Origin of the sequence: Rhodococcus oryzae (genome assembly GCF_005049235.1) — a bacterium.
GTDB lineage: Bacteria > Actinomycetota > Actinomycetes > Mycobacteriales > Mycobacteriaceae > Rhodococcus_G > Rhodococcus_G oryzae.
Genome location: NZ_SUMD01000007.1, coordinates 112,782 through 132,473, shown reverse-complemented (window position 1 = coordinate 132,473; position 19,692 = coordinate 112,782). Strand labels below are relative to the sequence as shown.

Annotated in this window: 20 protein-coding genes and 1 tRNA gene; 9 read left to right on the top strand and 12 right to left on the bottom strand. The window is 68.3% G+C overall.

Translation table 11 applies throughout. The annotated features are described in order from the left end of the window. Positions 1-47: 47 nt before the first annotated feature. A complete protein-coding gene (locus FCG67_RS16045) occupies positions 48-1,226 on the bottom strand; it encodes an acyl-CoA dehydrogenase family protein (protein WP_136910727.1) in 1,179 nt (392 codons plus the stop codon). A gap of 291 nt (positions 1,227-1,517) precedes the next feature. Here FCG67_RS16045 and FCG67_RS16040 point away from each other — a divergent pair, with 291 nt between their 5' ends. Further along, positions 1,518-2,369 (top strand): alpha/beta fold hydrolase, encoded by an 852-nt coding sequence (locus FCG67_RS16040; RefSeq protein ID WP_136910726.1) that lies wholly within the window; start codon positions 1,518-1,520, stop codon positions 2,367-2,369. Here FCG67_RS16040 and FCG67_RS16035 read toward each other — a convergent pair. Then, entirely contained in the window at positions 2,303-2,827 is a 525-nt protein-coding gene (locus FCG67_RS16035) for an AraC family transcriptional regulator (protein ID WP_169310547.1), read from the bottom strand. The genes FCG67_RS16040 and FCG67_RS16035 overlap by 67 nt on opposite strands. A 244-nt stretch (positions 2,828-3,071) precedes the next feature. On the opposite strand from FCG67_RS16035, the gene FCG67_RS25045 reads away from it, so the two are divergent. Next, positions 3,072-3,506, top strand: coding sequence for a YjdF family protein (locus tag FCG67_RS25045; RefSeq protein WP_169310546.1), 435 nt, complete (start codon positions 3,072-3,074; stop codon positions 3,504-3,506). A 13-nt stretch (positions 3,507-3,519) separates the two neighbouring features. Here the strand turns inward: FCG67_RS25045 and FCG67_RS16025 are convergent, their stop codons facing one another. After that, on the bottom strand, positions 3,520-4,494 hold the full coding sequence (locus tag FCG67_RS16025) for a helix-turn-helix transcriptional regulator (protein WP_136910723.1): 975 nt from the start codon (positions 4,492-4,494) through the stop codon (positions 3,520-3,522). 95 nt (positions 4,495-4,589) lie between these two features. Here FCG67_RS16025 and FCG67_RS16020 point away from each other — a divergent pair, with 95 nt between their 5' ends. Genes FCG67_RS16020 through FCG67_RS16010 form a run of 3 tightly spaced genes read left to right on the top strand, consistent with a single transcriptional unit; the run spans position 4,590 to position 6,651 of the window. Continuing rightward, complete coding sequence (locus FCG67_RS16020) at positions 4,590-5,003, top strand: VOC family protein (RefSeq protein WP_136910722.1); 414 nt, start codon at positions 4,590-4,592, stop codon at positions 5,001-5,003. Between the two features lies 1 nt (position 5,004). Next, positions 5,005-5,631, top strand: a complete 627-nt coding sequence (locus tag FCG67_RS16015; RefSeq protein WP_246045107.1) for a YdeI/OmpD-associated family protein — start codon at positions 5,005-5,007, stop codon at positions 5,629-5,631. A gap of 12 nt (positions 5,632-5,643) precedes the next feature. Continuing rightward, positions 5,644-6,651 carry an alpha/beta fold hydrolase gene (locus FCG67_RS16010; protein ID WP_136910721.1) on the top strand — a complete coding sequence of 336 codons (1,008 nt, stop codon included), beginning with the start codon at positions 5,644-5,646 and terminating at the stop codon, positions 6,649-6,651. Positions 6,652-6,666: 15 nt separating this feature from the next. Here the strand turns inward: FCG67_RS16010 and FCG67_RS16005 are convergent, their stop codons facing one another. From FCG67_RS16005 to FCG67_RS15970, 8 genes are all read right to left on the bottom strand, one after another. Further along, the gene (locus FCG67_RS16005; RefSeq protein WP_136910720.1) at positions 6,667-7,074 is read right to left on the bottom strand and encodes a nuclear transport factor 2 family protein; all 408 of its coding nucleotides are present in this window, start codon (positions 7,072-7,074) and stop codon (positions 6,667-6,669) included. Between the two features lie 81 nt (positions 7,075-7,155). Further along, positions 7,156-7,716 carry a dihydrofolate reductase family protein gene (locus tag FCG67_RS16000; protein ID WP_136910719.1) on the bottom strand — a complete coding sequence of 187 codons (561 nt, stop codon included), beginning with the start codon at positions 7,714-7,716 and terminating at the stop codon, positions 7,156-7,158. Between the two features lie 16 nt (positions 7,717-7,732). Beyond that, positions 7,733-8,326: a PepSY domain-containing protein gene (locus tag FCG67_RS15995; protein ID WP_136910718.1), complete on the bottom strand. Its 594-nt coding sequence runs from the start codon at positions 8,324-8,326 to the stop codon at positions 7,733-7,735. A 41-nt stretch (positions 8,327-8,367) separates the two neighbouring features. Further along, positions 8,368-9,339 (bottom strand): antibiotic biosynthesis monooxygenase, encoded by a 972-nt coding sequence (locus FCG67_RS15990; RefSeq protein ID WP_136910717.1) that lies wholly within the window; start codon positions 9,337-9,339, stop codon positions 8,368-8,370. 10 nt (positions 9,340-9,349) lie between these two features. Continuing rightward, a complete protein-coding gene (locus FCG67_RS15985) occupies positions 9,350-12,076 on the bottom strand; it encodes a molybdopterin-dependent oxidoreductase (protein ID WP_136910716.1) in 2,727 nt (908 codons plus the stop codon). Next, a complete protein-coding gene (locus FCG67_RS15980) occupies positions 12,073-12,900 on the bottom strand; it encodes an FAD binding domain-containing protein (RefSeq protein WP_136910715.1) in 828 nt (275 codons plus the stop codon). Before FCG67_RS15980 ends, FCG67_RS15985 begins: the two co-directional genes overlap by 4 nt. A 155-nt stretch (positions 12,901-13,055) precedes the next feature. Then, positions 13,056-13,721: a response regulator gene (locus FCG67_RS15975; RefSeq protein ID WP_097211889.1), complete on the bottom strand. Its 666-nt coding sequence runs from the start codon at positions 13,719-13,721 to the stop codon at positions 13,056-13,058. Beyond that, a complete protein-coding gene (locus FCG67_RS15970; RefSeq protein ID WP_136910714.1) occupies positions 13,718-14,902 on the bottom strand; it encodes a sensor histidine kinase in 1,185 nt (394 codons plus the stop codon). Before FCG67_RS15970 ends, FCG67_RS15975 begins: the two co-directional genes overlap by 4 nt. 259 nt (positions 14,903-15,161) lie before the next feature. On the opposite strand from FCG67_RS15970, the gene FCG67_RS15965 reads away from it, so the two are divergent. From FCG67_RS15965 to FCG67_RS15950, 4 genes are all read left to right on the top strand, one after another. Then, positions 15,162-16,355 carry a serine hydrolase domain-containing protein gene (locus tag FCG67_RS15965; RefSeq protein WP_136910713.1) on the top strand — a complete coding sequence of 398 codons (1,194 nt, stop codon included), beginning with the start codon at positions 15,162-15,164 and terminating at the stop codon, positions 16,353-16,355. 83 nt (positions 16,356-16,438) lie between these two features. Beyond that, a tRNA-Thr gene (locus FCG67_RS15960) sits at positions 16,439-16,510 on the top strand. A 187-nt stretch (positions 16,511-16,697) separates the two neighbouring features. Continuing rightward, positions 16,698-17,534: a tyrosine-protein phosphatase gene (locus FCG67_RS15955; protein ID WP_136910712.1), complete on the top strand. Its 837-nt coding sequence runs from the start codon at positions 16,698-16,700 to the stop codon at positions 17,532-17,534. A gap of 57 nt (positions 17,535-17,591) precedes the next feature. Further along, positions 17,592-18,839 carry a cation:proton antiporter gene (locus tag FCG67_RS15950; RefSeq protein ID WP_136910711.1) on the top strand — a complete coding sequence of 416 codons (1,248 nt, stop codon included), beginning with the start codon at positions 17,592-17,594 and terminating at the stop codon, positions 18,837-18,839. Here the strand turns inward: FCG67_RS15950 and FCG67_RS15945 are convergent. Further along, positions 18,748-19,683: a pentapeptide repeat-containing protein gene (locus FCG67_RS15945; protein WP_136910710.1), complete on the bottom strand. Its 936-nt coding sequence runs from the start codon at positions 19,681-19,683 to the stop codon at positions 18,748-18,750. The two genes, FCG67_RS15950 and FCG67_RS15945, sit on opposite strands and share 92 nt — an antisense overlap. Between the last annotated feature and the right edge of the window lie 9 nt (positions 19,684-19,692).

Genomic DNA, 19,692 nt, shown 5'->3' with positions numbered 1-19,692 from the left:
CCCGCGAGCCGACCGGCTCGCGGGGCGCCCGCGTGTGTTCGACCCCGTCAGATCATCGCGCGGTGCGCGCCCTGCGGCTCACCGCCGAGCTGCGTCAGCGCCGACGAATGGAAGATCGAGCCGGGCACGTGAATGGCGTGCGAGAGGCCGGCGTGTGCGTCCCGCCAGAAGCGCTGCATCGGCGTCTTCATCTGTAGCGCACCGCCGCCTGACCGCGCGAAGATCTCGTCGACCGCCCGCACCGCCCGCCACGCGGCGGCGGTCTGGGTCCGGCGACCGATCGCGCGCTGCTCGAAGGTGACCTCCTTGCCCTGGTCGGTGAGGTCCCAGAACCGGTCCACCGTCTCGAGGATCGCCGCCCGCGACGCGGCGATCTCCGCGGCGGCCTCGCCGATCGCGAACAGCACGTACGGATCGTCCTTGATCGCCGTGCCGGACACCGTGACCCGCGCGCGCTGCGCGTCGAGGTGGCAGGCCAGCGCGCCCTCGGCGATGCCGATCAGCGAGGAGGTGATGCCCAGCGGGAAGATGCACGAGAACGGGAAGTTGTACAGCGTCTGGGTGCGGCCGGCTTCCTTCGGCGCGGTGCCGTCGAAGACCTTCGCCGCCTCCAGGGTCCGGTGCGTCGGGATGAACGCATCCTTGACGATCAGGTCCTTGCTGCCGGTGCCGCGCAGACCGACGACGTCCCAGCTGTCCTGGTCGATGTCGTAGTCGCTGCGCGGCAGCAGCACGTGCAGGATCTTCGGCGGCATCTGCGGCTTGCCGTCCCGGTTTCCGACCATCGCGCCGATCATCACCCACTGACAGTGATCGGTACCCGAGGAGAACGACCAGCGGCCGTTGAGGACGTAGCCGCCGTCCGTCGGGACCGCGACGCCCATGGGCGCATACGGCGAGGCCATCCAGGTGTCGGGGTCCTCACCCCACACCTCTTCCTGGGCCTTCGGGTCGAAGAACGCCAGCTCCCACGGGTGTACGCCGACGATGCCGCTGACCCAGCCGGTGGCGCCGTCCATCGCGCCGATCGCCATCGCGGTCTCGGCGAACTCCCGCGGATGCGATTCGAGGCCGCCGTGGTCCTTCGGCTGCAGCATCCGGATCACCCCCGACTCACGCAGCCGCTTGGCCGAGGCATCGGTCAGGCGCATGAGCCTGTCGCCCTCGACACCGTTTGCGCGGATCTCCTCCGCGTACTGCTCGATCCGCTCGTGAACCTGACCCATGACTTCCTCGTCTCGGTAGGAGTTGCCGGCTGACTGGAACCAAAACTAGAACAAGTTCCATGCATGCGGAAGGGGAACGAACTCATCGGTTCCCTTCCTGGTTGCGGCCGCGGGGCGCCGCATGTTGGTGGCCGAGTCGCGGGTTTCAGCAGGCAGAAGCCGACTATTGGGGGAGGTGTCGGGTCTCCGGCATGGCGGCCGGACGCCTGGAGTTGGTGTCGCGAATCACTGAAGGGGTGTGATCTGTCGAATAAGGAGCACAGAAACTAGAATGTGTTCTAGTGTCGAGCGATGGATGTGACCTACGAGGGGACCAAGAGGGAAGTCGCTACCGGTAAGGGGGTGTTGCGCTACCACGAGGCAGGCGAGGGGCCTCCGCTGATCCTGTTGCACGGCTCCGGTATCGGAGTCAGCGGCTGGCGAAACTACCGGGGAAACCTGGACGTCTTCGCCCGGCACTTCCATTGCTACATATTGGAGTTCCCCGGGTTCGGCGTGAGCGATCCGGTGGACGGGCATCCCGTGCTCACCGCGGGTTCGTCGGTGATCCGATTCATGGACGCCCTCGGTATTCGATCGGCCGCGATGATCGGCAATTCGATGGGCGGCGTCGTCGGCGTGAATGTGGCGATGAGGCACCCCGAGCGGGTCGGCAAGCTCGTCACCATCGGCGGGGTGGGACCGAACATCTTCAGTCAGAACCCGAGCGAGGGCACACGGCTACTGCAGGAGTTCGCCGACGGTCCGAGTCGTGAACGGCTGGTTCGCTGGCTCGAGTGCATGGTCTACGACCCCGCGGTGATCACGGAGGAGCGGGTGGAGGAGCGCTGGGAGACCGCCAACGACCCGGCGTCGCACGAGACGCTGGCGGCGATGTACGGCTCCACAGCGTTTGCGGCGCAGCAGCAGTTGATGGCCTCGTCGGACGCGCCGCCGTACTGGTCGATGATGCACAAGGTGCAGTGTCCGACCCTGCTCACCTGGGGGCGAGACGACCGGCAGTGCCCGCCGGACATGCCCATGGTGCCGATGCGGCTGATCCCCAACGCCGAGCTACACGTGTTCCCGAACTGCGGTCACTGGGTGATGGTCGAGGCGAAGGAGGCGTTCGAGCGGATCGCGATCGAGTTCCTGCTCCGGTGAGGGTGTTCCGGCCGCAGCGGTACCCAGAGCTGGCATAGGTGGCGCGCGAGCAATGCCGATGTGTACATCTCGAAAATCGGTTCGCCGTCCACGGCCAGCCCGCGGGTTTCGATTTCCTCGAAAATGCTCGACCATGCCGCACCCATGCCCTCCGCGGTGTGCGGCACATCGAATACCGCGTACTGCCCGCCGCGGAGGCCGCCAACGCCGACCGTGCTGTCGAGTTCGAGATCGTCATTCACGACGATCGCCGCGTCATAGCGGCACTCGTCGGGCGGTGTCACCGAGGGATCGTCCCTCGGAATTCCACACAGGATCGCTCCGTCGTCGAGTAGTCCCCGGCGAGACGCCCACTGCTTTATCTCGGCGATCGCTTGGGCGTTGCCCTGTCCGAACGGTCCGGTCACCCGCACGAAGGCGAGGCGATGATTCGGAATGTGGTGAAGCGTCATGCGCATGATTTCTCCCGCTGTCGTTGGTGCGGCAGCGAAGGTATCACGGTATAAATCGGTCCTGACCTGCATTTTTAATAGATGCGATACGCTCACCGTGATTGCTGGTCGCACGAATTGCACAGTCCGGAGGAAGTCCGGATGGCACGTCCCGATGGGTCCTCGGGCCCCCGGCTCGGGCGTGCTCGTCACTTCGCCGTCGAAGACTCCTGATGCTGCCAGGTTGCCTACGCATACCTGGAGGTTGGAAGTGAGTTCCACGACGTTCACCGTCTTCCACGACGGACAATTTTGGGTCGGCCTGCTCGAGGTCGTCGACAACGGCGAACTGCGCGTCGCCCGTCACGTGTTCGGGTCCGAACCCAGCGGCCCAGAACTCTACGAGTTCTCGCTGCGCGACTACGGCGCGTTGTCCGCCCTCGCGCACCGCTCACCCGCGGTGCCGGTCGACCAGAGGCAGGCAGCACCGCGGCCGGTCAATCCCAAGCGATTGGCGCGGCAGGTCGCGAAGGAACGAGCCCAGCCGGCCGTCAGCACCGTCGCGCAGGAGGCCATCAAGCAGAGCATTTCCGAGAACGCCGATGCCCGGAAGTCCAGGAGTAAGCAGCGTCGTGACACCGCTGAACATGCCCGCCGACAGATCGCCCGCGCGAAGGCGAGGGCGCGACACCGGGGAAAGGCATGACCGCCCCGGCCGCCTACCCCTCGTCGTCTTGTGTCGGTGTGGCACCGCCGGCATACCGACCGGCGAGTTCGATCCCGATTCGCGCCAACTCATCCCGCACCGACCGCGGCTCGAGCACCTCGACGTCCGCGCCCCAGCCGGCGAGGTTGCGGGCGATGTCGAGCGGGGTGGGGGCGGCGAGGCGGACCCGGGTGCGGCCGTCGTCGGCCTCGCCCTCGGTGTGGCAGTGCCTGCCGAAGTGGTCGCGCAGGATCCGCACGAACTGGGTCTCGATGAGCACGGTCGCCCAGGTGGTCGATCGTCGCTCTTCCATCTTCCCGACCACCTCTTCCCATGCGGCGGCGAGCTCGAACTCGTCGGGCCGGTCGGTGGGCTGATCGGTCGTCTCGGCCTCGGCGATCCGGTCCACCCGGAAGGTTCGCCTGCCGCGCTCGGTCCCGGCGATCAGGTACCAGGTGTCGTCCTTGTCGACCAGGCCCCACGGGTCGACAAGGCGTTCGCTCCGTTCGCGGGCGCCGTTCACATAGGTCAGCCGGACCCTGCGCCTGCGGACCACGGCGGACTGCAGTTGGTCCACCAACTCGGGTCGGCGGCGATCCCGCTCGCCCCAGCGGGTCGGGTCGATCATGGTGGCGCCCGCGGCGGCCTCGGCCTCGGCCCGAAATGTCTGGGGCAGTGCACGCACGAGCTTGCGGAGCGCGGCCTTGGCCTCGACCGACACCGCCGCGGCAGGGCCGACGAGCAGGAACAGGGCCTGCGCCTCGTGGGACGACAGGCCGGACAGGTCCGTGCGGGCGCCGCCGACGAGCGCCCAGCCGCCCCCGCGCCCGGGTTGCGGGTACACCGGGATGCCCGCCGCGGACAGTGCCTCCAGGTCGCGTCGGGCGGTGGCGACGGACACCTCGAGCTCGTCGGCCAGCTCGGCGGCCGTCACCCGGCCGCGGGACTGCATGAGCAGGAGGGTGGCGACGAGTCGGTCTGCGCGCATGTTTTTCAGTTTCCCCGTAAAAGTGCTCAGTTGGTGAGCACTTTGATCGGAAAGATGGTTCCTGTCACCAACCGAACGAGGGAAGGATCCACCACATGTTGCGAGGACTCACCACCGTCAGCTTCTTCGCCGACGATGTCGCGGCCGCCAAGGACTGGTACACCGAGGTGCTCGGGACCGAGCCGTACTTCGCCCGCGAGATCGACGGGCAGATCGCCTACGTCGAGTTCCGCATCGGCGACTTCCAGCACGAGCTCGGCATCATCGACGGCCGGTTCGCGCCCCATGACCGCTCGGACAAGGCCGGTGGCCAGGTGACCTACTGGCACGTGGACGACGTCGAGGCCGGCTTCGAGCGGCTGCTGGCACTGGGCGCCACCGTGCACGACAAGCCGACCGAGCGCGGACCCGGATTCGTCACCGCCTCTGTCGTCGATCCGTTCGGGAACATCCTCGGCGTCATGTACAACCAGCACTACCTCGACATCCTCGGCTCGAAGGAGGCGTGAGATGACCGGCGTGAGCACCCCCGACGTCAGCACCTTCGCCCCGCGCACCACCGCCGACTGGCGAGACTGGCTGGCACGAAACAGTCAGTCCGAGAAGGAGATCTGGCTGATCATCCACCACAAGGACAGCGGCACGCCGAGCCCGCGCTACCACGAGGCGATCGAGCAGGCCCTCTGCTTCGGCTGGATCGACGGCCTGCACCGCAAGCACGACGCGGACAGTTCCCGGCTGCGGTTCACCCCCCGCAGTCCGCGCAGCACGTGGAGCCGGGTGAACCGGGAACGCGCGGCGAACATGATCGAGCTGGGCCAGATGACCCCGCACGGCCAGGCCCTGATCGATGTCGCCAAGGCCGCCGGGACCTGGCAGGTGGTGCCCGACGACGGCGCCGCGCTGCCCGAGGATCTGCGGGAACCGCTGCACCGCAACGAGGCGGCCCGCACCAGCTTCGAGGGCTTTCCGCCGTCCTCGAAGCGGCTGATCCTGGAGTGGATCGCGACGGCGAAGCGACCGGAGACCAGGCAGCGACGGATCGATCGAACGGTCGCGCTCGCGGCGGTCGACATCCGGGCCAATCACCCCGGGGTGCGGGCCGGCGACGCCCTCCCGCAAAACCTCGCGGTGTGACACGCTGAGATCATGCGCGCCACTCCGGGCGGGCGTATCGCCGCCCTGCGGTTCGCGGCGGCCGTCCTCGGCGTCACGGCGTCGCTGATCGCGTGTGGCAGCGAGGAGGAGAACCCCGCGGGCAACACGGTGCCCACGGCGGACACGCCGCAGGCCGATATCGCCCGGACGTTCGACATCGGCGGCGGGCGGCAGATGTACCTGGAGTGCCGCGGCACCAGATCTCGCGATGATGACGTCCCGACGGTGGTGCTGGTGCCCGGCGCCGTCGCCGCCGCGGACACCTGGCGCGAGGTCGCCGATCAGTCCGGTGACATGGTGCCGAGCGGTTCCGCCGTGTATCCGGAGGTCGGCGCGTTCACGCGCGTCTGCTCCTACGACCGGCCCGGGACCGCACGCGCGGGCGACGAGTTCACCCCGTCCACGCCGGTGTCGCAGCCGACCGATCCGGAGCGGGACACCGCCGACCTGCACGCGTTGTTGACCGCGGCGGAGGTGCCCGGTCCCTACGTCCTCGTCGGGTGGTCGTACGGGGGACCGATCGCGAGGGTGTACGCGGGCACCCATCCCGACGAGACGGCCGGTCTGGTCCTCGTGGACGGCATGTCGGAATTCCTCGAGAGCGAGTTGACCCCCGCCGAGTTCTCGGTGTTCCTGCGGATGAACGAGCTGGACAACGCACGCCGCACCGCCCAGTGGGCGGACGTCGAGCAGCTCGACCCCGCCGCGATCTTCCCTCAACTGCACGCCGCCCCGCCGGTTCCCGAGGTGCCGGTCGTGGTGCTCAGCGGGGACACCTTCGACCCGGACGCCTTCCGCGCCCGCCTGCCCGCCGACGCGCCCGCCGACTACCCGGAGGTGTTCTGGCGGGCGCAGCTGGCGTCGCAGGACAGTCTCGCCCGGCTGTTTCCCGGCGCGCAGCACATCACGAAGACGAACAGCGGTCACAACATCCACAACGAGTCGCCGCAGCTGGTGGTCGACGCGATCCGCGACGTCGTCGCGGCGGCGGGCGGCTAGGACGCCGGAGCCGCATCACTGCTCGTCCTCGGCCGGCACACGAGCCGCCGTGATGTGGGTCAGCACGCACAGCCACCGGTCGTCGCGCCGGACGAACACGTCCGATGTCCATTCATCGGCGTCGAACCGTTGGCCCGCATAGTGCGCGGTGTTCGTCACCCGCGCCGTGAACACCGCGGTGTCACCGTAGATCCGGACCCGCGCCCCACTGGCCCGGTCCATGGCGGAATGGGTCAGCTCGCCCGACCTGACAAAGCCGAGGAACTGCGCTTTCGGTGCGATCCCCGACTCGGACACGATCACCCAGTCGTCCGCCATGAAGGCGGCGATCCGTTCGGCGTCGTTGGACACGATCGCCTCATACCAGTCGTCGCAGATCGTGACGAGTTCCGCCCCGGCGTCCGCGATCAGGTCGTCGTCCATGGCACGCTCCGTCCTCCGGCTTCACCTGCACACACCCTATGAACGGCGAGGCGCTGCAGGCTTGGACGATTGGGAACCCGGTCAGGCCTTGCCGTACCGCGAGTAGGTGATGCCACAGCGGAAGGCCTTCGCGTCGAGCAGTGCCAACTCCGGTATCTCGAACCCGTCGGGGAACAACCGGCGGCCCTGGCCCTGCACAACCGGGTAGACGAACAGCCGGTACTCGTCGACGATTCCCGCCTCGATCAGGGTGTGGCACAGCATGATGCTGCCGGTGACCACGATGTCCTTGCCCGGCAGCGCCTTCAACGCGCGGACCTCCTCGGTGGGTTCGCCGGCGAGGACCGTCGAGTTCTGCCACTGTGGGTCGGTCATGGTCGAGGAGACGACGTACTTCTGTACTCGGTTGAGGTAGTCGGTGATCCCCGTGGCATCCTCGGACTGCTTCGGCCAGTATCCGCGTAGGTCCTCGAAAGTGCGCCTGCCCACCAGAAACCCGTCGGCCGCACGGTCTTGGCGGTGCGACTCCTCGAGCAGATCAGAGTTGTCCACGTCGCCCTGACCCTGGGGATCGAACCACTCTCCCAACATCTCGATCGAGCCGTCGACGGTGATGTTCTGCGTGACTGCCAGCGTGCGCATCTCGGCTCCCCGCGGATCAGTTGTCGGGCACGACAGCGCCGGTGGCGGCGTCGACGTCCACGTCGTAGTCCCAGCCTTGGGTGTTGCGGATGTGGACGTGCCACACGGTCTTGCCGTCGTGCTGATTGGTTTCGGACGACACGACCGTGCCGCCGGGGACGGTCGCGAGGGCGGTCTGCTCGGCCTGTTCCTTGGTCACCGTCACCGCCGGGTTCGGCGAGGCGGGCATGGTTGTGCGGTCGTCGTCGTGATCGTCCTGGTCTTGATCCACCACGGTGCCGGTTGCGGCGTCGACGTCCACGTCGTAGTCCCAGCCTTGGGTGTTGCGGATGTGGACGTGCCACACAGCCTTTCCGTCGTGCTGAGCGGTTTCCGAGGAGACGACCACGCCGCCGGAGACGGTCGCGAGGGCGGTCTGCTCCGCCTGTTCCTTGGTCACCGCCCCCATCGCCGCTGTGCCCGTGGACATGGGCATGGACATGGACGTGGCCCCGGCGCTCGTCGAGGTCGTGGGGGTGTCATCGCTGTCCGAGCCACATCCGGCCAGCAACAGTGTCGCCGCCGCGGCGATGGGGATCAGGCTCGCGCCTCGCACCATTCTCGCGTTCATCGTGGTTCCTCGATTCCGTTCCGTAGAAGGTGACTCCTCTGTCAGGGCAGCGTCCAGAACTGTCTCGTCACGAGATAGAACACGACCACCCAGAATGTGTTGACCCCCGCGACGATGGCGATACCCCGGAGATTCGTCCCGGTTTCCGGTACGTCCGGGGGCGGCCGCAGCCAGCGCCCCAGCAGCCGGTTCACGTAGTACGGCATGGTCACGAAGGTCATGGCGAAGCTGGAGAACAGGTTTCCGATCAGCAGGCCCAGCCACAGCGGCATCTTCAGCGGGGACAGCGCGAGGGCGAGCAGCACGACGGTGGGGTAGAGGCCGACCCAGACGGCGATGGAGGTCTTGATATCAGACGGTGGTGGCGCCTCGTTCCCCTTCTCGTCGAAGGCGAACCAGCTGCCGAAGGAGTTGTCGACGGTGCGTGAGGAGAACTCGTGGAACCTCTCGCCCTCGGCCAGGAGCTGTTGCCGCTTGTTGGAGGTGAGCCACGTGAAGAGGTTCGCGGCGTTGTCGTAGCGGTAGAGCGCGGTCCACTCGTCCTGGATGCCCTCGATGGGGCGGAACAGTTCGCTACCGCGAAATCCCTCGAACTTGCATTCCGCCAGCCGCATCCGGTTCTGCCACTCGAGGAAGTCGTCGACGCTGTCCGGTGCCACGCGGTGGGTCACGACGACCGTCACGAGCTGATCGGTCGGCCGGGATCCGCCGGTGATCACCTGCTGCGTCGCGGGGCCGTCGAGGTACTGCTGCCCACGGCCGAGCCAGTCCTGGCGGGTGGCGCTGTTGACCCAGGCCTGCACGTTGGCGACAGAGTCGAAGCGGTAGACCACCACCCAATCGGGTTGCACGGCAGTGGGTGCCGAGATCTGGGCGCCGAGGAAACCGGCGTAGTGCGAGGCGGCGACGTTGATCTCCTCCTGCCAGGCCTTGAAGGCCGACTCGCAGCCGCGGCGCACCCGCTGCCCGATGATGACCGTGGCGGTGTCGCGGGTGCGCTCCTCGGGGGCCATGGCCGCCTCCCTACGGGCGCACCGACGGGGCGCGGGTCCGCGACAGGGCCAGCGGGCCGTAGATGCGCTCGGGTGTCAGCGGCAGCGCCCGGAATCGCACGCCCGTCGCGTTCTGGAGGGCGTTGGCCAGCGCGGGCGCGACCGGGTTGATGCAGCACTCCGCCATGCCCTTCGCGCGCATCGGCCCGACCGAGTCCGCCGAGTCGACCAGGAGCACCTCGGTGCGGGGCACGTCGGCGTAGGTGGGGATGCGGTAGTTGCGCAGGTTCGGGTTGATCATCGCCCCTGCGCCGTCGACGTGGAAGTTCTCGGTCAACGCGAAGCCGATGCCCTGCGCGACGCCGCCCTCGATCTGCCCGCGCACCTGCGCCGGGTTGATGATCACCCCGGCGTCGGTGGCCTGCACGCTGCGCAGGACGCGGATCTCGCCGGTGACCCGGTGCACGGCGATCCGGAAGCCGTGCGTGTTGGACACCACGCTGCGCGGCGAGCCGTACGCCTTGCGGGCGGCGGTGAACCGGATGCCGCGGGCGCCTGCGGCGAGCTGGAGCACGGCCAGCGGTACGCGGGCGCCGTCGCAGAGGACGCCGCCGTCGTCCATGGCGCAGGTGGCGACGTCGACCCCCGTGTGCGCGGCGGCGAACGCGAGGATCCGGTCGCGCAGGGCGTTCGACGCCCGCAGCACGGCGTTGCCGGACACGAACAGGCCCGCGCTGGCGAAGGCGCCGGTGTCGAAGCCGGTGCGGTCGGTGTCGGACTGCACCAGGCGGATCCGCGACGGCGTGGTCCCGAGTTGGTTCGCCGCGATCTGCACGTGCGCGGTCGAGGTGCCCTCGCCGAACTCGACGGTGCCGACGGCGAGCTCGTAGACGCCGTCGTCGCCGAGGGTCACCCAGGCCTCGGAGACGTGCTCGGTCGGGGGAGCGGTCTCGTGCAGTGAGCTCGCGGCGCCGGTCCCGACGAGCCAGTCGTCGCCGGCAGGCGGATCGGAGCAGCCGCGCCGCAGGGCCTCGTCGACCAGGTCGATGCACTTGCCGAGCCCGTCCTCCGCGAACACGACGTCGTCGGGTCCGTCCTCGAAGGCGACGAGGGAGTCGCCGGGGCGCACGATGTTGCGGCGGCGCAGCTCGAGGGGGTCGATGCCGAGCGCGACCGCCAGCTCGTGCATGGCGGACTCCACCGCGAACGCGGGCTGGGTCATGCCGTAGCCGCGCAGCGCGCCGCTCGGCACGGTGTTGGTGTACACCGAGTACGCGTCGTATTTCTTGTTGGCGCACCGGTAGATCGAGACGGCGGCCCCGCCCGCGAACAGCGTCTCGCCGCCGTGGTTGCCGTAGGCGCCGGTGTTGGAGACGTTGCGGATCTTCATCGCGGTGAGGGTGCCGTCGGCCTTCGCGCCGAGGGTGACAGTCAGCTTCATCGGGTGCCGCGGCGAGGCCGTCGTGAACTCCTCCTCCCTGGTGAACTCCAGGCAGACCGGGCGTCCGGTGTCCAGCGTGGCGAGGGCCACCAGGTCCTCGGAGATCACCTCCTGCTTGCCGCCGAACCCGCCGCCGACCCGCATGCAGAACACCCGCAGCTGATCGGGGCGCAGCGCGAACAGGTGGGCCAGCTTGACCTTCGCGATCGACGGCGACTGGGAGCTGGTCCGCACGTGCAGGCGGTCCTCCTCCATCCACGCAATGGACCCGTGCGTCTCCAGGTGCGCGTGCTGCACGCGCGGGGAGAAATAGGTGCCCTCGTGGACGACATCGGCCTCGGCCAACCCGGTCTCGACGTCGCCGACGTGCCCGTGCAGTTCGAGCAGGATGTTGTGAACCGGGTCCCGCACGAACGGGTCGTGCGAGCCGTGCAGCGCGGGCGCACCGTGGGCCATCGCCTCCTCGGGATCGAACACCGCCTGCAGCGGCTCGTACTCGACGACCACCCGGCGGCAGCCCTCCTCCGCGGCCCCGACGGTGTCGGCCAGCACCGCGACCACGCGCTGTCCGACGAAGCGCACCGTGTCGTCGAGGATGTAGGTGTCGTCGGGATCGACGAGGTGATCGGTGTGGATCGCGGTGGTGAAGCGCTTGCGCGGCACGTCTTCCCAGGTGTAGACGCGGTGCACGCCGGGCACCGCGAGCGCGGCGGTCTTGTCGATCGAGACGATGCGGGCGTGCGCGTGCGGCGAGTGCAGCACCTTCAGGTGCAGCATCCCCTCGATCTCAGTGTCCATCGTGAACTCGGCACGGCCGGTCACCACGTCGGTGGCGGCCGGGGCTGCGACGCTGGTGCCGACGGCGCGACCGGGGAGCGCGTCCTCGACCCCCGTGACCCCGTGCACGGCGTCCTCGATCGACCGGTAGCCAGTGCAGCGGCAGAGGTTGCCCTTGAGTGCGCGGGGCAGATCCTGCTTCTGGGCGTCGGTGAAGGTCGCCGACGTCATGATCATGCCGGCGGTGCAGAAGCCGCACTGGAATCCGGGGGCGTCGAGGAACTGCCGTTGCAGCGGGTGCAGATCCTCGGGAGTGCCGAGGCCCTCGATGGTCGTCACCTCGCGGCCCTCTGCCCGGAACGCGGGGGTGATGCAGCTGTGCACCGGATCGCCGTCGAGCCACACCGTGCAGGCGCCGCAATCGCCTGCATCGCAACCCTTCTTGACGCCGTGGTGGCCGAGCTCCCGCAGGTGCGTCCGCAGGCACTGGCCGGGCCGCGGCTCCTCGTCGAAGGTCCTGCCGTTCACCGTGTACGTCATGACCGGTCTCCCGACTCGAGCTCGACGCGGATCTCCTCGGCGAAGTGCCGCGCGAGGTGGTGGCGGTGCTCGGGGGTGCCGTTCGGGTCGTCGAACCACAGGTCGTCGGGCAGGGCGTCGATGCTGCGCCGCATCGTCTCGGGGTCCGGCACGGTCTCGAACTCCATACGCACCGGGCGCGTGGTGCCCGCGGTGATGGTGAGGGCGAGGTCGGCGGTGCCGGGGGTCTGGGTGGCGATCATGAACAGGGTGGAGCGCCCCAGCCGGGTGAGGGTGAAGCGGCGGTGGGTGTGGCGTTTGCGCAGCGCGGCGGCCGGGATGTCGATGCGGCGCAGGACCTCGCCTGGCGCCAGCACATTCCGGTGGTCGCCGGTGACGAAGTCGGCCGCGTCGACGGTGCGCTGCGATCCGTCGGGCGCCCACAGCGTGTAGGTCGCCTCGAGTGCCACGGTCATCGTGATCATCGGGCCCGCGGGCAGCGACATGCAGATGTTGCCGCCCACCGTCGCCGAGTTCCACACCTTGAACGAGGCCAGGAACGCCTCGCAGCTCGTCCTCAGTAGCGGGCCCGCTCGCCAATCACTCTGCGGCGCAAGGTCATACAGATCACTAACCGTGCATGTCGCGCCGATCTCCAGGCCGGACTCGCTCGGCACGAGGGCATCCCAGCCGAGTGCGGTGAGGTCCACCAGCCTGCGCAGCTCGGGCTGCGGAACGGAGAACAGCCACGTTCCCCCGGCCAGCCAGGCATCGCCCTCGCGCCAGTCCGCGCCGGGGCGGTCGGGTGGTCGCCGCACGACATCGCTGATGGTGTTGAGATCCATGGGACCGCTCCCGTCAGGGAATGTGTCGTGCCAAACATACGCCGACCGGGTCCGCGCGGGTCGGCGTTTGAGGTGCCGGGAGGCATATTCGTGCGGCCTCGGATGGCTGGACCGGCCGGATGGGTCTCCGCATGTCGCGCCTCGCGTGGCGGTGCTCAGTTTCCCGGGGTGATCAGGCCCGATTCGTATGCGAGCACCACGGCCTGGACCCGGTCACGCAGGTCCAGTTTCGACAGAATTCGTCCCACGTGGATTTTCACGGTGCCCTCGGACACCTGCAGGTCGCCCGCGATCTCGCGATTCGACCGGCCGGCCGCGAGTCCGGCGAACACAGTCCGCTCCCGGTCGGTGAGCGCGTTGAGAACCGTGTCGCGCCGGGCCTGCCGGTCGGGTTCGGGCAGAAGCGGCATGAACTGGTCGATCAGGCGTCGGGTCGCGGTCGGAGCGAGCACGGCCTCCCCGTCGGCCACCGTGCGAATCGCGGCGAGTAGAGCCGTCGGGGGCGCGTCCTTGAGCAGGAATCCGCTGGCACCGGCCTTCAGCCCGGCATAGAGGTACTGGTCGACATCGAAGGTGGTGAGGATCAGGATCTTGCAGGCGGGCTGGGCGTCGAGAATGGCGGCGGTGGCCGCGATGCCGTCCATGGTCGGCATCCGGACGTCCATCATCACGACGTCCGGTTCGAGGGCCGCAGCCATCCGGACCCCGGTCGCGCCGTCCCCGGCCTCGCCGACCACCTCGATGTCGGATTCGGCCTCCAGAATCAGCCGAAATCCCATCCGCAGCAGGGATTGATCGTCGACCAACAGCACACGAATCACGTGCTCTCTCCTTCGTCCGTGCGAAGCTGAGCGGAGACCCGCCAACCGCGGGGCCCCATCGGACCGGACCGCAACACGCCGCCATATGCGTGGACTCGCTCTCGCATCCCGATCAGGCCGCCGCCCCCGCCGGGCGGCGTCGTCGCGGCCGCTCCGTCACCGTCGTCCTCGACGTCCACCCGGATCTCGCCGGGCAGGTACCGCAGGCGTACCGAGGCGCGGGTGCCCTTGCCGCCGTGTTTGAGGGTGTTGGTGAGCGCCTCCTGCACCAGCCGATAGACCGTGAGCTGGACGGTGGCCGGTAGGTCGGTGGCGCTCCCGTTCACCTCGAATGAGGTCGGCAGTCCTGCGCCACGCACCCGGGCGATGAGCATGTCGAGTTCGGCCAGGTCCGGGACGGGCGCGAGCGCGCCATCGCCGGGGTCCCCGACCCCGTCTTCGCGCAGGACGCCGAGCAGCCTCCTGGTGTCGGCCAGTGCCTGTCGGCCGGTGGCGGACACTGTGCGCATCACCTCGATCCCGCGTTCGGGCGAGGTTGCACTCGCGGCGACCGCGCCCTCGCTGAGGGCAACCATGACGGTCAGGTGGTGCGCGACGATGTCGTGCATCTCGCGGCTGATCCGCGCGCGTTCCGCGGCCGCGGCCAGCTCACCCTGCTGGTCGCGCTCGCGTTCCAAACGCACCGCGCGATCGCGGAGTTCGGCAAGGTATGCGCGCCGGGTCGATGCGTACAGTCCGAGCCCGAGTGCGGTACCGACCAAGCCCGACACGAGGATCGAGGCGTGCCACCAACTGCCATCGGTGGTGCGGACGGTGTCGACAATCATGGCGAATTCGAGGAAGGCCGCCGCTGTCAGCGCCTCCAGTCGCGATTGCGTTGCGGCGACGGTGTAGAGGGCGATGAGCAGGCCCAGGTCGGCGGCGATGTTGTCGTTCCAGAGTCCGGCGGCGACCGCGCTGATCAGGACCCAGGTGAATACCGGGATCGGAAAGATGCGCCGGACCGCCAGCGGGGCGAGCACGGCGACCAAGACCGCGATCGCGACCCAGGGCGGGCCCTCGCCGTCGTGGAAGAGGTCGGGCATCGCCACCGCCACCGCCAGCGCCGCGACGATCGCATCAAAGGCCCAGCGGGCCGACGAGCGGTCATCGAGATGTTCCGCAGGGCGGAGGCAACGCATGGTGGTCATTGTCGCGTGCGCCCCCCTTCTATCGCCTCGGCGACTCCGACTCGATCGACGCTAGAACCACTATGCCCGTCTTTGCATCGTCCGAGCGGACACATTCGGGGCCTATCGGGTATGTCTCAAGGCCTATACGCATATACGCCGCAGGTCGCGATTCTTCTGAAATGCGTAGTCCTGTATCGGTTTTAGTGAATTCAACTGCTCTACTGGGTCTGCATCCAGGGCGGATGCGCTGGAGCGGGAGGGCAGGTCGATGTCGATCAATTGTGTGCGTTCGAGGAGGGCCTTGTGCGCCATCGCGGGGGCGCTCGTGGTGGCGGTCGGGGCCACCGGATGTGGTGGCACGGGTGAGGGCTCCGCGTCGGTTGGCTCGGAGTCCTCGGCGCCTGCCGGCGTGCAGATGGATCAGGCGACGACCGCGAAGCTGGACTCGGCAATAGCGGAGGCGGTCCGGAAGACCGGGGTACCGGGCGCGATCGTGGGCGTGTGGGGACCGAACGGCAGCTATGTCAGAGCAACGGGGACGGCGGACACCGCGACCGGGGCTCCCATGAAAACCGACTTCTACAGCCGGATAGGTAGCGTGACCAAGACTTTCACCGCGACGGCTCTGCTACAGCTGGTTGATGAGGGCAAGGTCGGACTCGATGATCCGATCTCGATGTACGTCGACGGTGTGACCGAGGGCGACAGAATCACCCTGCGCCACCTGGCGGGCATGCGAAGCGGGCTGGCCGACTACACGTACGACGAACAGTTCGGCACCGATTTCCTTGCCGACCCCAAGGGTGATTTCAGCCCGGGGCAGCTGGTGGGATACGTCAAGGGCGACCCGTTGCATTTCGAGCCGGGTGACCGGCTCGAATACTCCAACACCAACTTCATCCTGCTGGGGATGGTCGTCGAGAAGGTATCGGGGGACTCGATGACGAACATCATCAAGGGGAAGATCCTTGAACCGCTGGGGATGAAGGACACCAACTTTCCCACGTCGAACGCTTTTCCGGAGCCGCACGCCCAGGGTTACACGACGCAGACGAAGGACGAGACGCTCGGGGTAGCGACCGATTGGAATCCCTCGTGGGGGTGGGCTGCCGGTTCGATGATCTCGACGCTCGACGATCTGCGGACCTGGGCGCACGCGCTGTACAAGGGCGAGCTGCTCGATACGGATACCCAGAAGCAGCGATTGCAGATGCTGCCGGCTGAGGGGATCGACGGCGTCGGGTATGGCCTCGGCGTCTTCGATGTGCAGGGATGGATCGGGCACAACGGGAGCCTGCCCGGTTACAAGAGCGTCGTCGTGTACCTGCCGGAGAAGGATCTGACCATGGTCATTCTGATCAACTCGGACGTCGACACTCTGGACACCGGGTCCAGTGGCGTCCTCGCCACCGCGATCACCGAGGTGATCAGTCCCGATCACCTCTACACGTTGAGCGGGTAGGTCCGGTAGCCGGTCAGGCGCGCATCCGCGCTGTCGGTTTCGGGGCCTCGGAGGCGGCCAGATATGATGGGCGCGCTTTGTCCGCCTCCTTAGCTCAGTGGTAGAGCACTCGCCTTGTAAGCGAAAGGTCGTCAGTTCAATCCTGACAGGGGGCTCAGCGAGCGGATGCACTCCGCTGCAGGTGAGGGCCATTTCCGAGTTTCGGAAGTGGCCCTCACTGCGCTTTTGCCCACATCTTGCCCACGCTCTCCGGTCTCGCCCGTATTGTGCTCCGGCCCCGTACATTTGCAACGTTGTCGGCTCATCCAGGTTCACTTGACGTCAAGGTGAGGAGTAGTTCGGATGGATCTGTCCTCGATGCTCGAGGTAACACATAACGCCCGCGGTCTCGAGGGGCTACCACTCGTAGGTGGCGGCGCGGTGCGTGCTGGGGTGCTGTATCGCTCCGACGCGTTGAGTTCGCTCACCCCGATGGGAGTTGAGCAGTTGGTGTCGTTGGGGATCGGGACGGTCGTGGATCTGCGGACCGAGGGAGAGCGGCATCGGGCACCGGATGTGCTTCCTGCGGATGGTTCCGTCCGGTTCATCTCGCTGCCCATACAGGGTGGGGCCATGGACGAGCTCGTCCAGCAACTGCTTCCCTCCGATGGCCGCAGTAGACCGCTGACGCACGATCAGGTTCAGACCATCGTCGATCAGGTTCCGACGTTGAGTGACCTCTACGTGACGATTCTCGAGAACAGTGCTGCCGCGTTCGCGACCGCAGCGAGGAGCATCGTCACTCCTGCAGACGGGTCTGGTCCGGGCGTGCTTTTCCACTGCACCGCCGGAAAGGACCGGACCGGGTTGGTATCGGCGATACTGCTGATGCTCGCCGATGTCGAACGGCGGGCGATCGTTGAGGACTACACGCGTACGGGAGAGAACCTGGCGGGCCCGTTCGCCGAGCGGTTGCTCGGCCTCATCACCTCCTCGGGCATTCCTGCTGTGCCGAGACTCCGCGCCCTCGCGACGGAGTCGCCGACCGATGCGATCGAGACGGCTATGGACTGGCTTGATCGGGTGCACGGCGGCGCAGCTGGATACCTGCGTGCCGGTGGGTTGTCCGACGCCGAAATCGAGAGCGTGCAAACACAGCTACGCGACGCGCGCGTGGAAACGGCCGCTGGCGCACACTGACCGGCGGATACTGGACATGACCTGGTAGCCCGGCGAGGTGAGTGGGGCGGTGGCGGCATGACATGGGCGCTACCCGTGATCGCCGGGGTCCTGCTCGTCTTCGCGGCGCTGTCCCGGCGCCTCGAGGGCACGCCCATCACGGCCCCCATTGTCTTCACCGCCGCAGGCCTCCTGCTCGGGGGGAAGTCCGCGGGTCTGATCGACGTGCACGTCACAGCCGAGACCGTGAAGCTGCTCGCCGAGGTGACGCTCGCGCTGGTGCTGTTCTCCGATGCCGCCCGGGTGGACCTGTCCGCCCTCCGCACCGAGATCTCCCTGCCCGCCCGGCTGCTCGGCATCGGCCTGCCGCTGACCATCCTGGCCGGCTTCGGTGCCGCGGTGGTCGTGCTCGGCGACCTCGCCTGGCCCGAGGCCCTGCTGCTCGCGGTGATCCTCGCCCCGACGGACGCCGCGCTCGGGCAAGCCGTCGTGACCCTTCGGTCCTTGCCGTTGCGGGTGCGGCAGGGACTGAACGTCGAGAGCGGGCTCAACGACGGCATCTGCGTGCCGCTCTTCCTTGTCGTGCTGGCCATCGCGGAGGCGGAATCGGGTGCGCTCGGAGGCGGCGCCGCGGCCCGGCTGGTCACCGAGCAGATCGGCTACGGCATCGCGGCGGGCGTCGGCGCGGGCGCGGTCGCCGCCACGCTCCTGGCCGCCGCGCGCAGGCGCGGCACGATCGACCCGCTGTGGGCGCAGATCGTCCCCGTGATGGCGGCCGTGCTCGCCTATACCGCCGCCGTGCCACTGGGCGGCTCGGGTTTCATCGCCGCGTTCATCGGCGGACTGACCTTCGGCGCGATCCGGCGCAGAAGCGGCGGCGACGAAGAGGGGGAACGCCTGCTGGACGAGGGCGGCGACATGTTCAGCGCCGTGACCTTCATCGTCTTCGGCGCCGTGCTGCTCGGCCCCGCCCTGGGGCACCTGTCCTGGGCCGCGCTCGGCTATGCGGCGCTGAGCCTGACCGTCGTCCGGATGGTCCCCGTCGCGCTGTCACTGGTCGGCACGCACCCGCGCGCGCCGACCGTCGCGTTCCTCGGCTGGTTCGGTCCCCGCGGACTCGCCACGATCGTCTTCGTCATCCTCATTCTCGAGGAACCGGGGCAACTGCCCCACGAGGACCTGCTCGTGACGACGGCGGTGATCACGATCGGGGCCTCGGTGCTGGCCCACGGGCTCAGCGCGGCGCCGCTGGCCGACCGCTACGCCGCCTGGTTCCGCCGCCACCCGCGCGACGAGGACGACCTCGCGAAGCGGGGTTCGCCGTGAGTCCTTCTGGCGGCGAATCGCCCCAATGCGAGGGCGCCGTCAGCGCGGCGGGCAGGCGGGTGGTCGCGTCGCCCTTCGCGGCATTGACCTGGAACTGGGTCAGGAAGATGCTCTCGGTCAGGTCCGCGCCCCGGAGATCCGCTCCCCGGAAGTCGGCGCCGATGAGATCGGACGACCGCAGGTCGGCCTTCCGCAGGTCCGCGCCGATCAGATACGCCCCCCGCAGGTTCGCGCCCCGCAGGTTCGCGCCGCGCAGCTTGGCGCCGATGAGGTCGGCTCCCCGGTGCTCACGCTTGCGGCCCGGCACGGCCCCGCGAACCAGCTCGCTGACCCGGAGCAGCAGCACGTTCACCTCCTGTCGGTGGCGATCGACGTCGATCCGGGCCACCGAGCCCGCGTCGCCGTCGGTCAGCTCCACCGTTCGGTCCCAGGCGTCACGGAGTTCGGCGTGGACCGGTTCGGCGGCCGCGGTCGTCAGCGACTCGTTCAGGTACCAGAGCAGCTCGTGCAGCTGCCGCATGATCGGGAAGACCTCGAACATCGCGCCTGCCCCGGCCGGGTCCCGGCGCCAGTCGCGCCCCTCGAAGGTCTGCTGCGACACCTTCTGACCGGCGCCGAAGCAGTCGTAGACGGTGCAGCCCGTGAACCCCCGGTGCCTCAGGTCGGTGTGTATCCCGCACCGGAAGTCGTCCAGGAGGTTCGTGCAGGGCCGGCCCGCGGACTTGTCGACGGCGAAGTCCGCGGACCTGGCGAAGGGCAGCGCCACGCAGCACAGCGCGAAGCAATTGCCGCAGTCCGCGTTCAGGCTCGGGGTCGTCGGAGGGGGGAGCTGGTCGGCAGGCACGGAAGGCGA

Excerpts from the sequence above, each read along its gene's own strand:
- FCG67_RS16045 (WP_136910727.1), bottom strand. The coding sequence starts at position 1,226 with ATGGGTCAGGTTCACGAGCGGATCGAGCAGTACGCGGAGGAGATCCGC.
- FCG67_RS16040 (WP_136910726.1), top strand. The coding sequence starts at position 1,518 with ATGGATGTGACCTACGAGGGGACCAAGAGGGAAGTCGCTACCGGTAAG.
- FCG67_RS16035 (WP_169310547.1), bottom strand. The coding sequence starts at position 2,827 with ATGCGCATGACGCTTCACCACATTCCGAATCATCGCCTCGCCTTCGTG.
- FCG67_RS16025 (WP_136910723.1), bottom strand. The coding sequence starts at position 4,494 with ATGCGCGCAGACCGACTCGTCGCCACCCTCCTGCTCATGCAGTCCCGC.
- FCG67_RS16020 (WP_136910722.1), top strand. The coding sequence starts at position 4,590 with ATGTTGCGAGGACTCACCACCGTCAGCTTCTTCGCCGACGATGTCGCG.
- FCG67_RS16015 (WP_246045107.1), top strand. The coding sequence starts at position 5,005 with ATGACCGGCGTGAGCACCCCCGACGTCAGCACCTTCGCCCCGCGCACC.
- FCG67_RS16010 (WP_136910721.1), top strand. The coding sequence starts at position 5,644 with ATGCGCGCCACTCCGGGCGGGCGTATCGCCGCCCTGCGGTTCGCGGCG.
- FCG67_RS16005 (WP_136910720.1), bottom strand. The coding sequence starts at position 7,074 with ATGGACGACGACCTGATCGCGGACGCCGGGGCGGAACTCGTCACGATC.
- FCG67_RS16000 (WP_136910719.1), bottom strand. The coding sequence starts at position 7,716 with ATGCGCACGCTGGCAGTCACGCAGAACATCACCGTCGACGGCTCGATC.
- FCG67_RS15995 (WP_136910718.1), bottom strand. The coding sequence starts at position 8,326 with ATGAACGCGAGAATGGTGCGAGGCGCGAGCCTGATCCCCATCGCCGCG.
- FCG67_RS15990 (WP_136910717.1), bottom strand. The coding sequence starts at position 9,339 with ATGGCCCCCGAGGAGCGCACCCGCGACACCGCCACGGTCATCATCGGG.
- FCG67_RS15985 (WP_136910716.1), bottom strand. The coding sequence starts at position 12,076 with ATGACGTACACGGTGAACGGCAGGACCTTCGACGAGGAGCCGCGGCCC.
- FCG67_RS15980 (WP_136910715.1), bottom strand. The coding sequence starts at position 12,900 with ATGGATCTCAACACCATCAGCGATGTCGTGCGGCGACCACCCGACCGC.
- FCG67_RS15970 (WP_136910714.1), bottom strand. The coding sequence starts at position 14,902 with ATGCGTTGCCTCCGCCCTGCGGAACATCTCGATGACCGCTCGTCGGCC.
- FCG67_RS15965 (WP_136910713.1), top strand. The coding sequence starts at position 15,162 with ATGTCGATCAATTGTGTGCGTTCGAGGAGGGCCTTGTGCGCCATCGCG.
- FCG67_RS15955 (WP_136910712.1), top strand. The coding sequence starts at position 16,698 with ATGGATCTGTCCTCGATGCTCGAGGTAACACATAACGCCCGCGGTCTC.
- FCG67_RS15950 (WP_136910711.1), top strand. The coding sequence starts at position 17,592 with ATGACATGGGCGCTACCCGTGATCGCCGGGGTCCTGCTCGTCTTCGCG.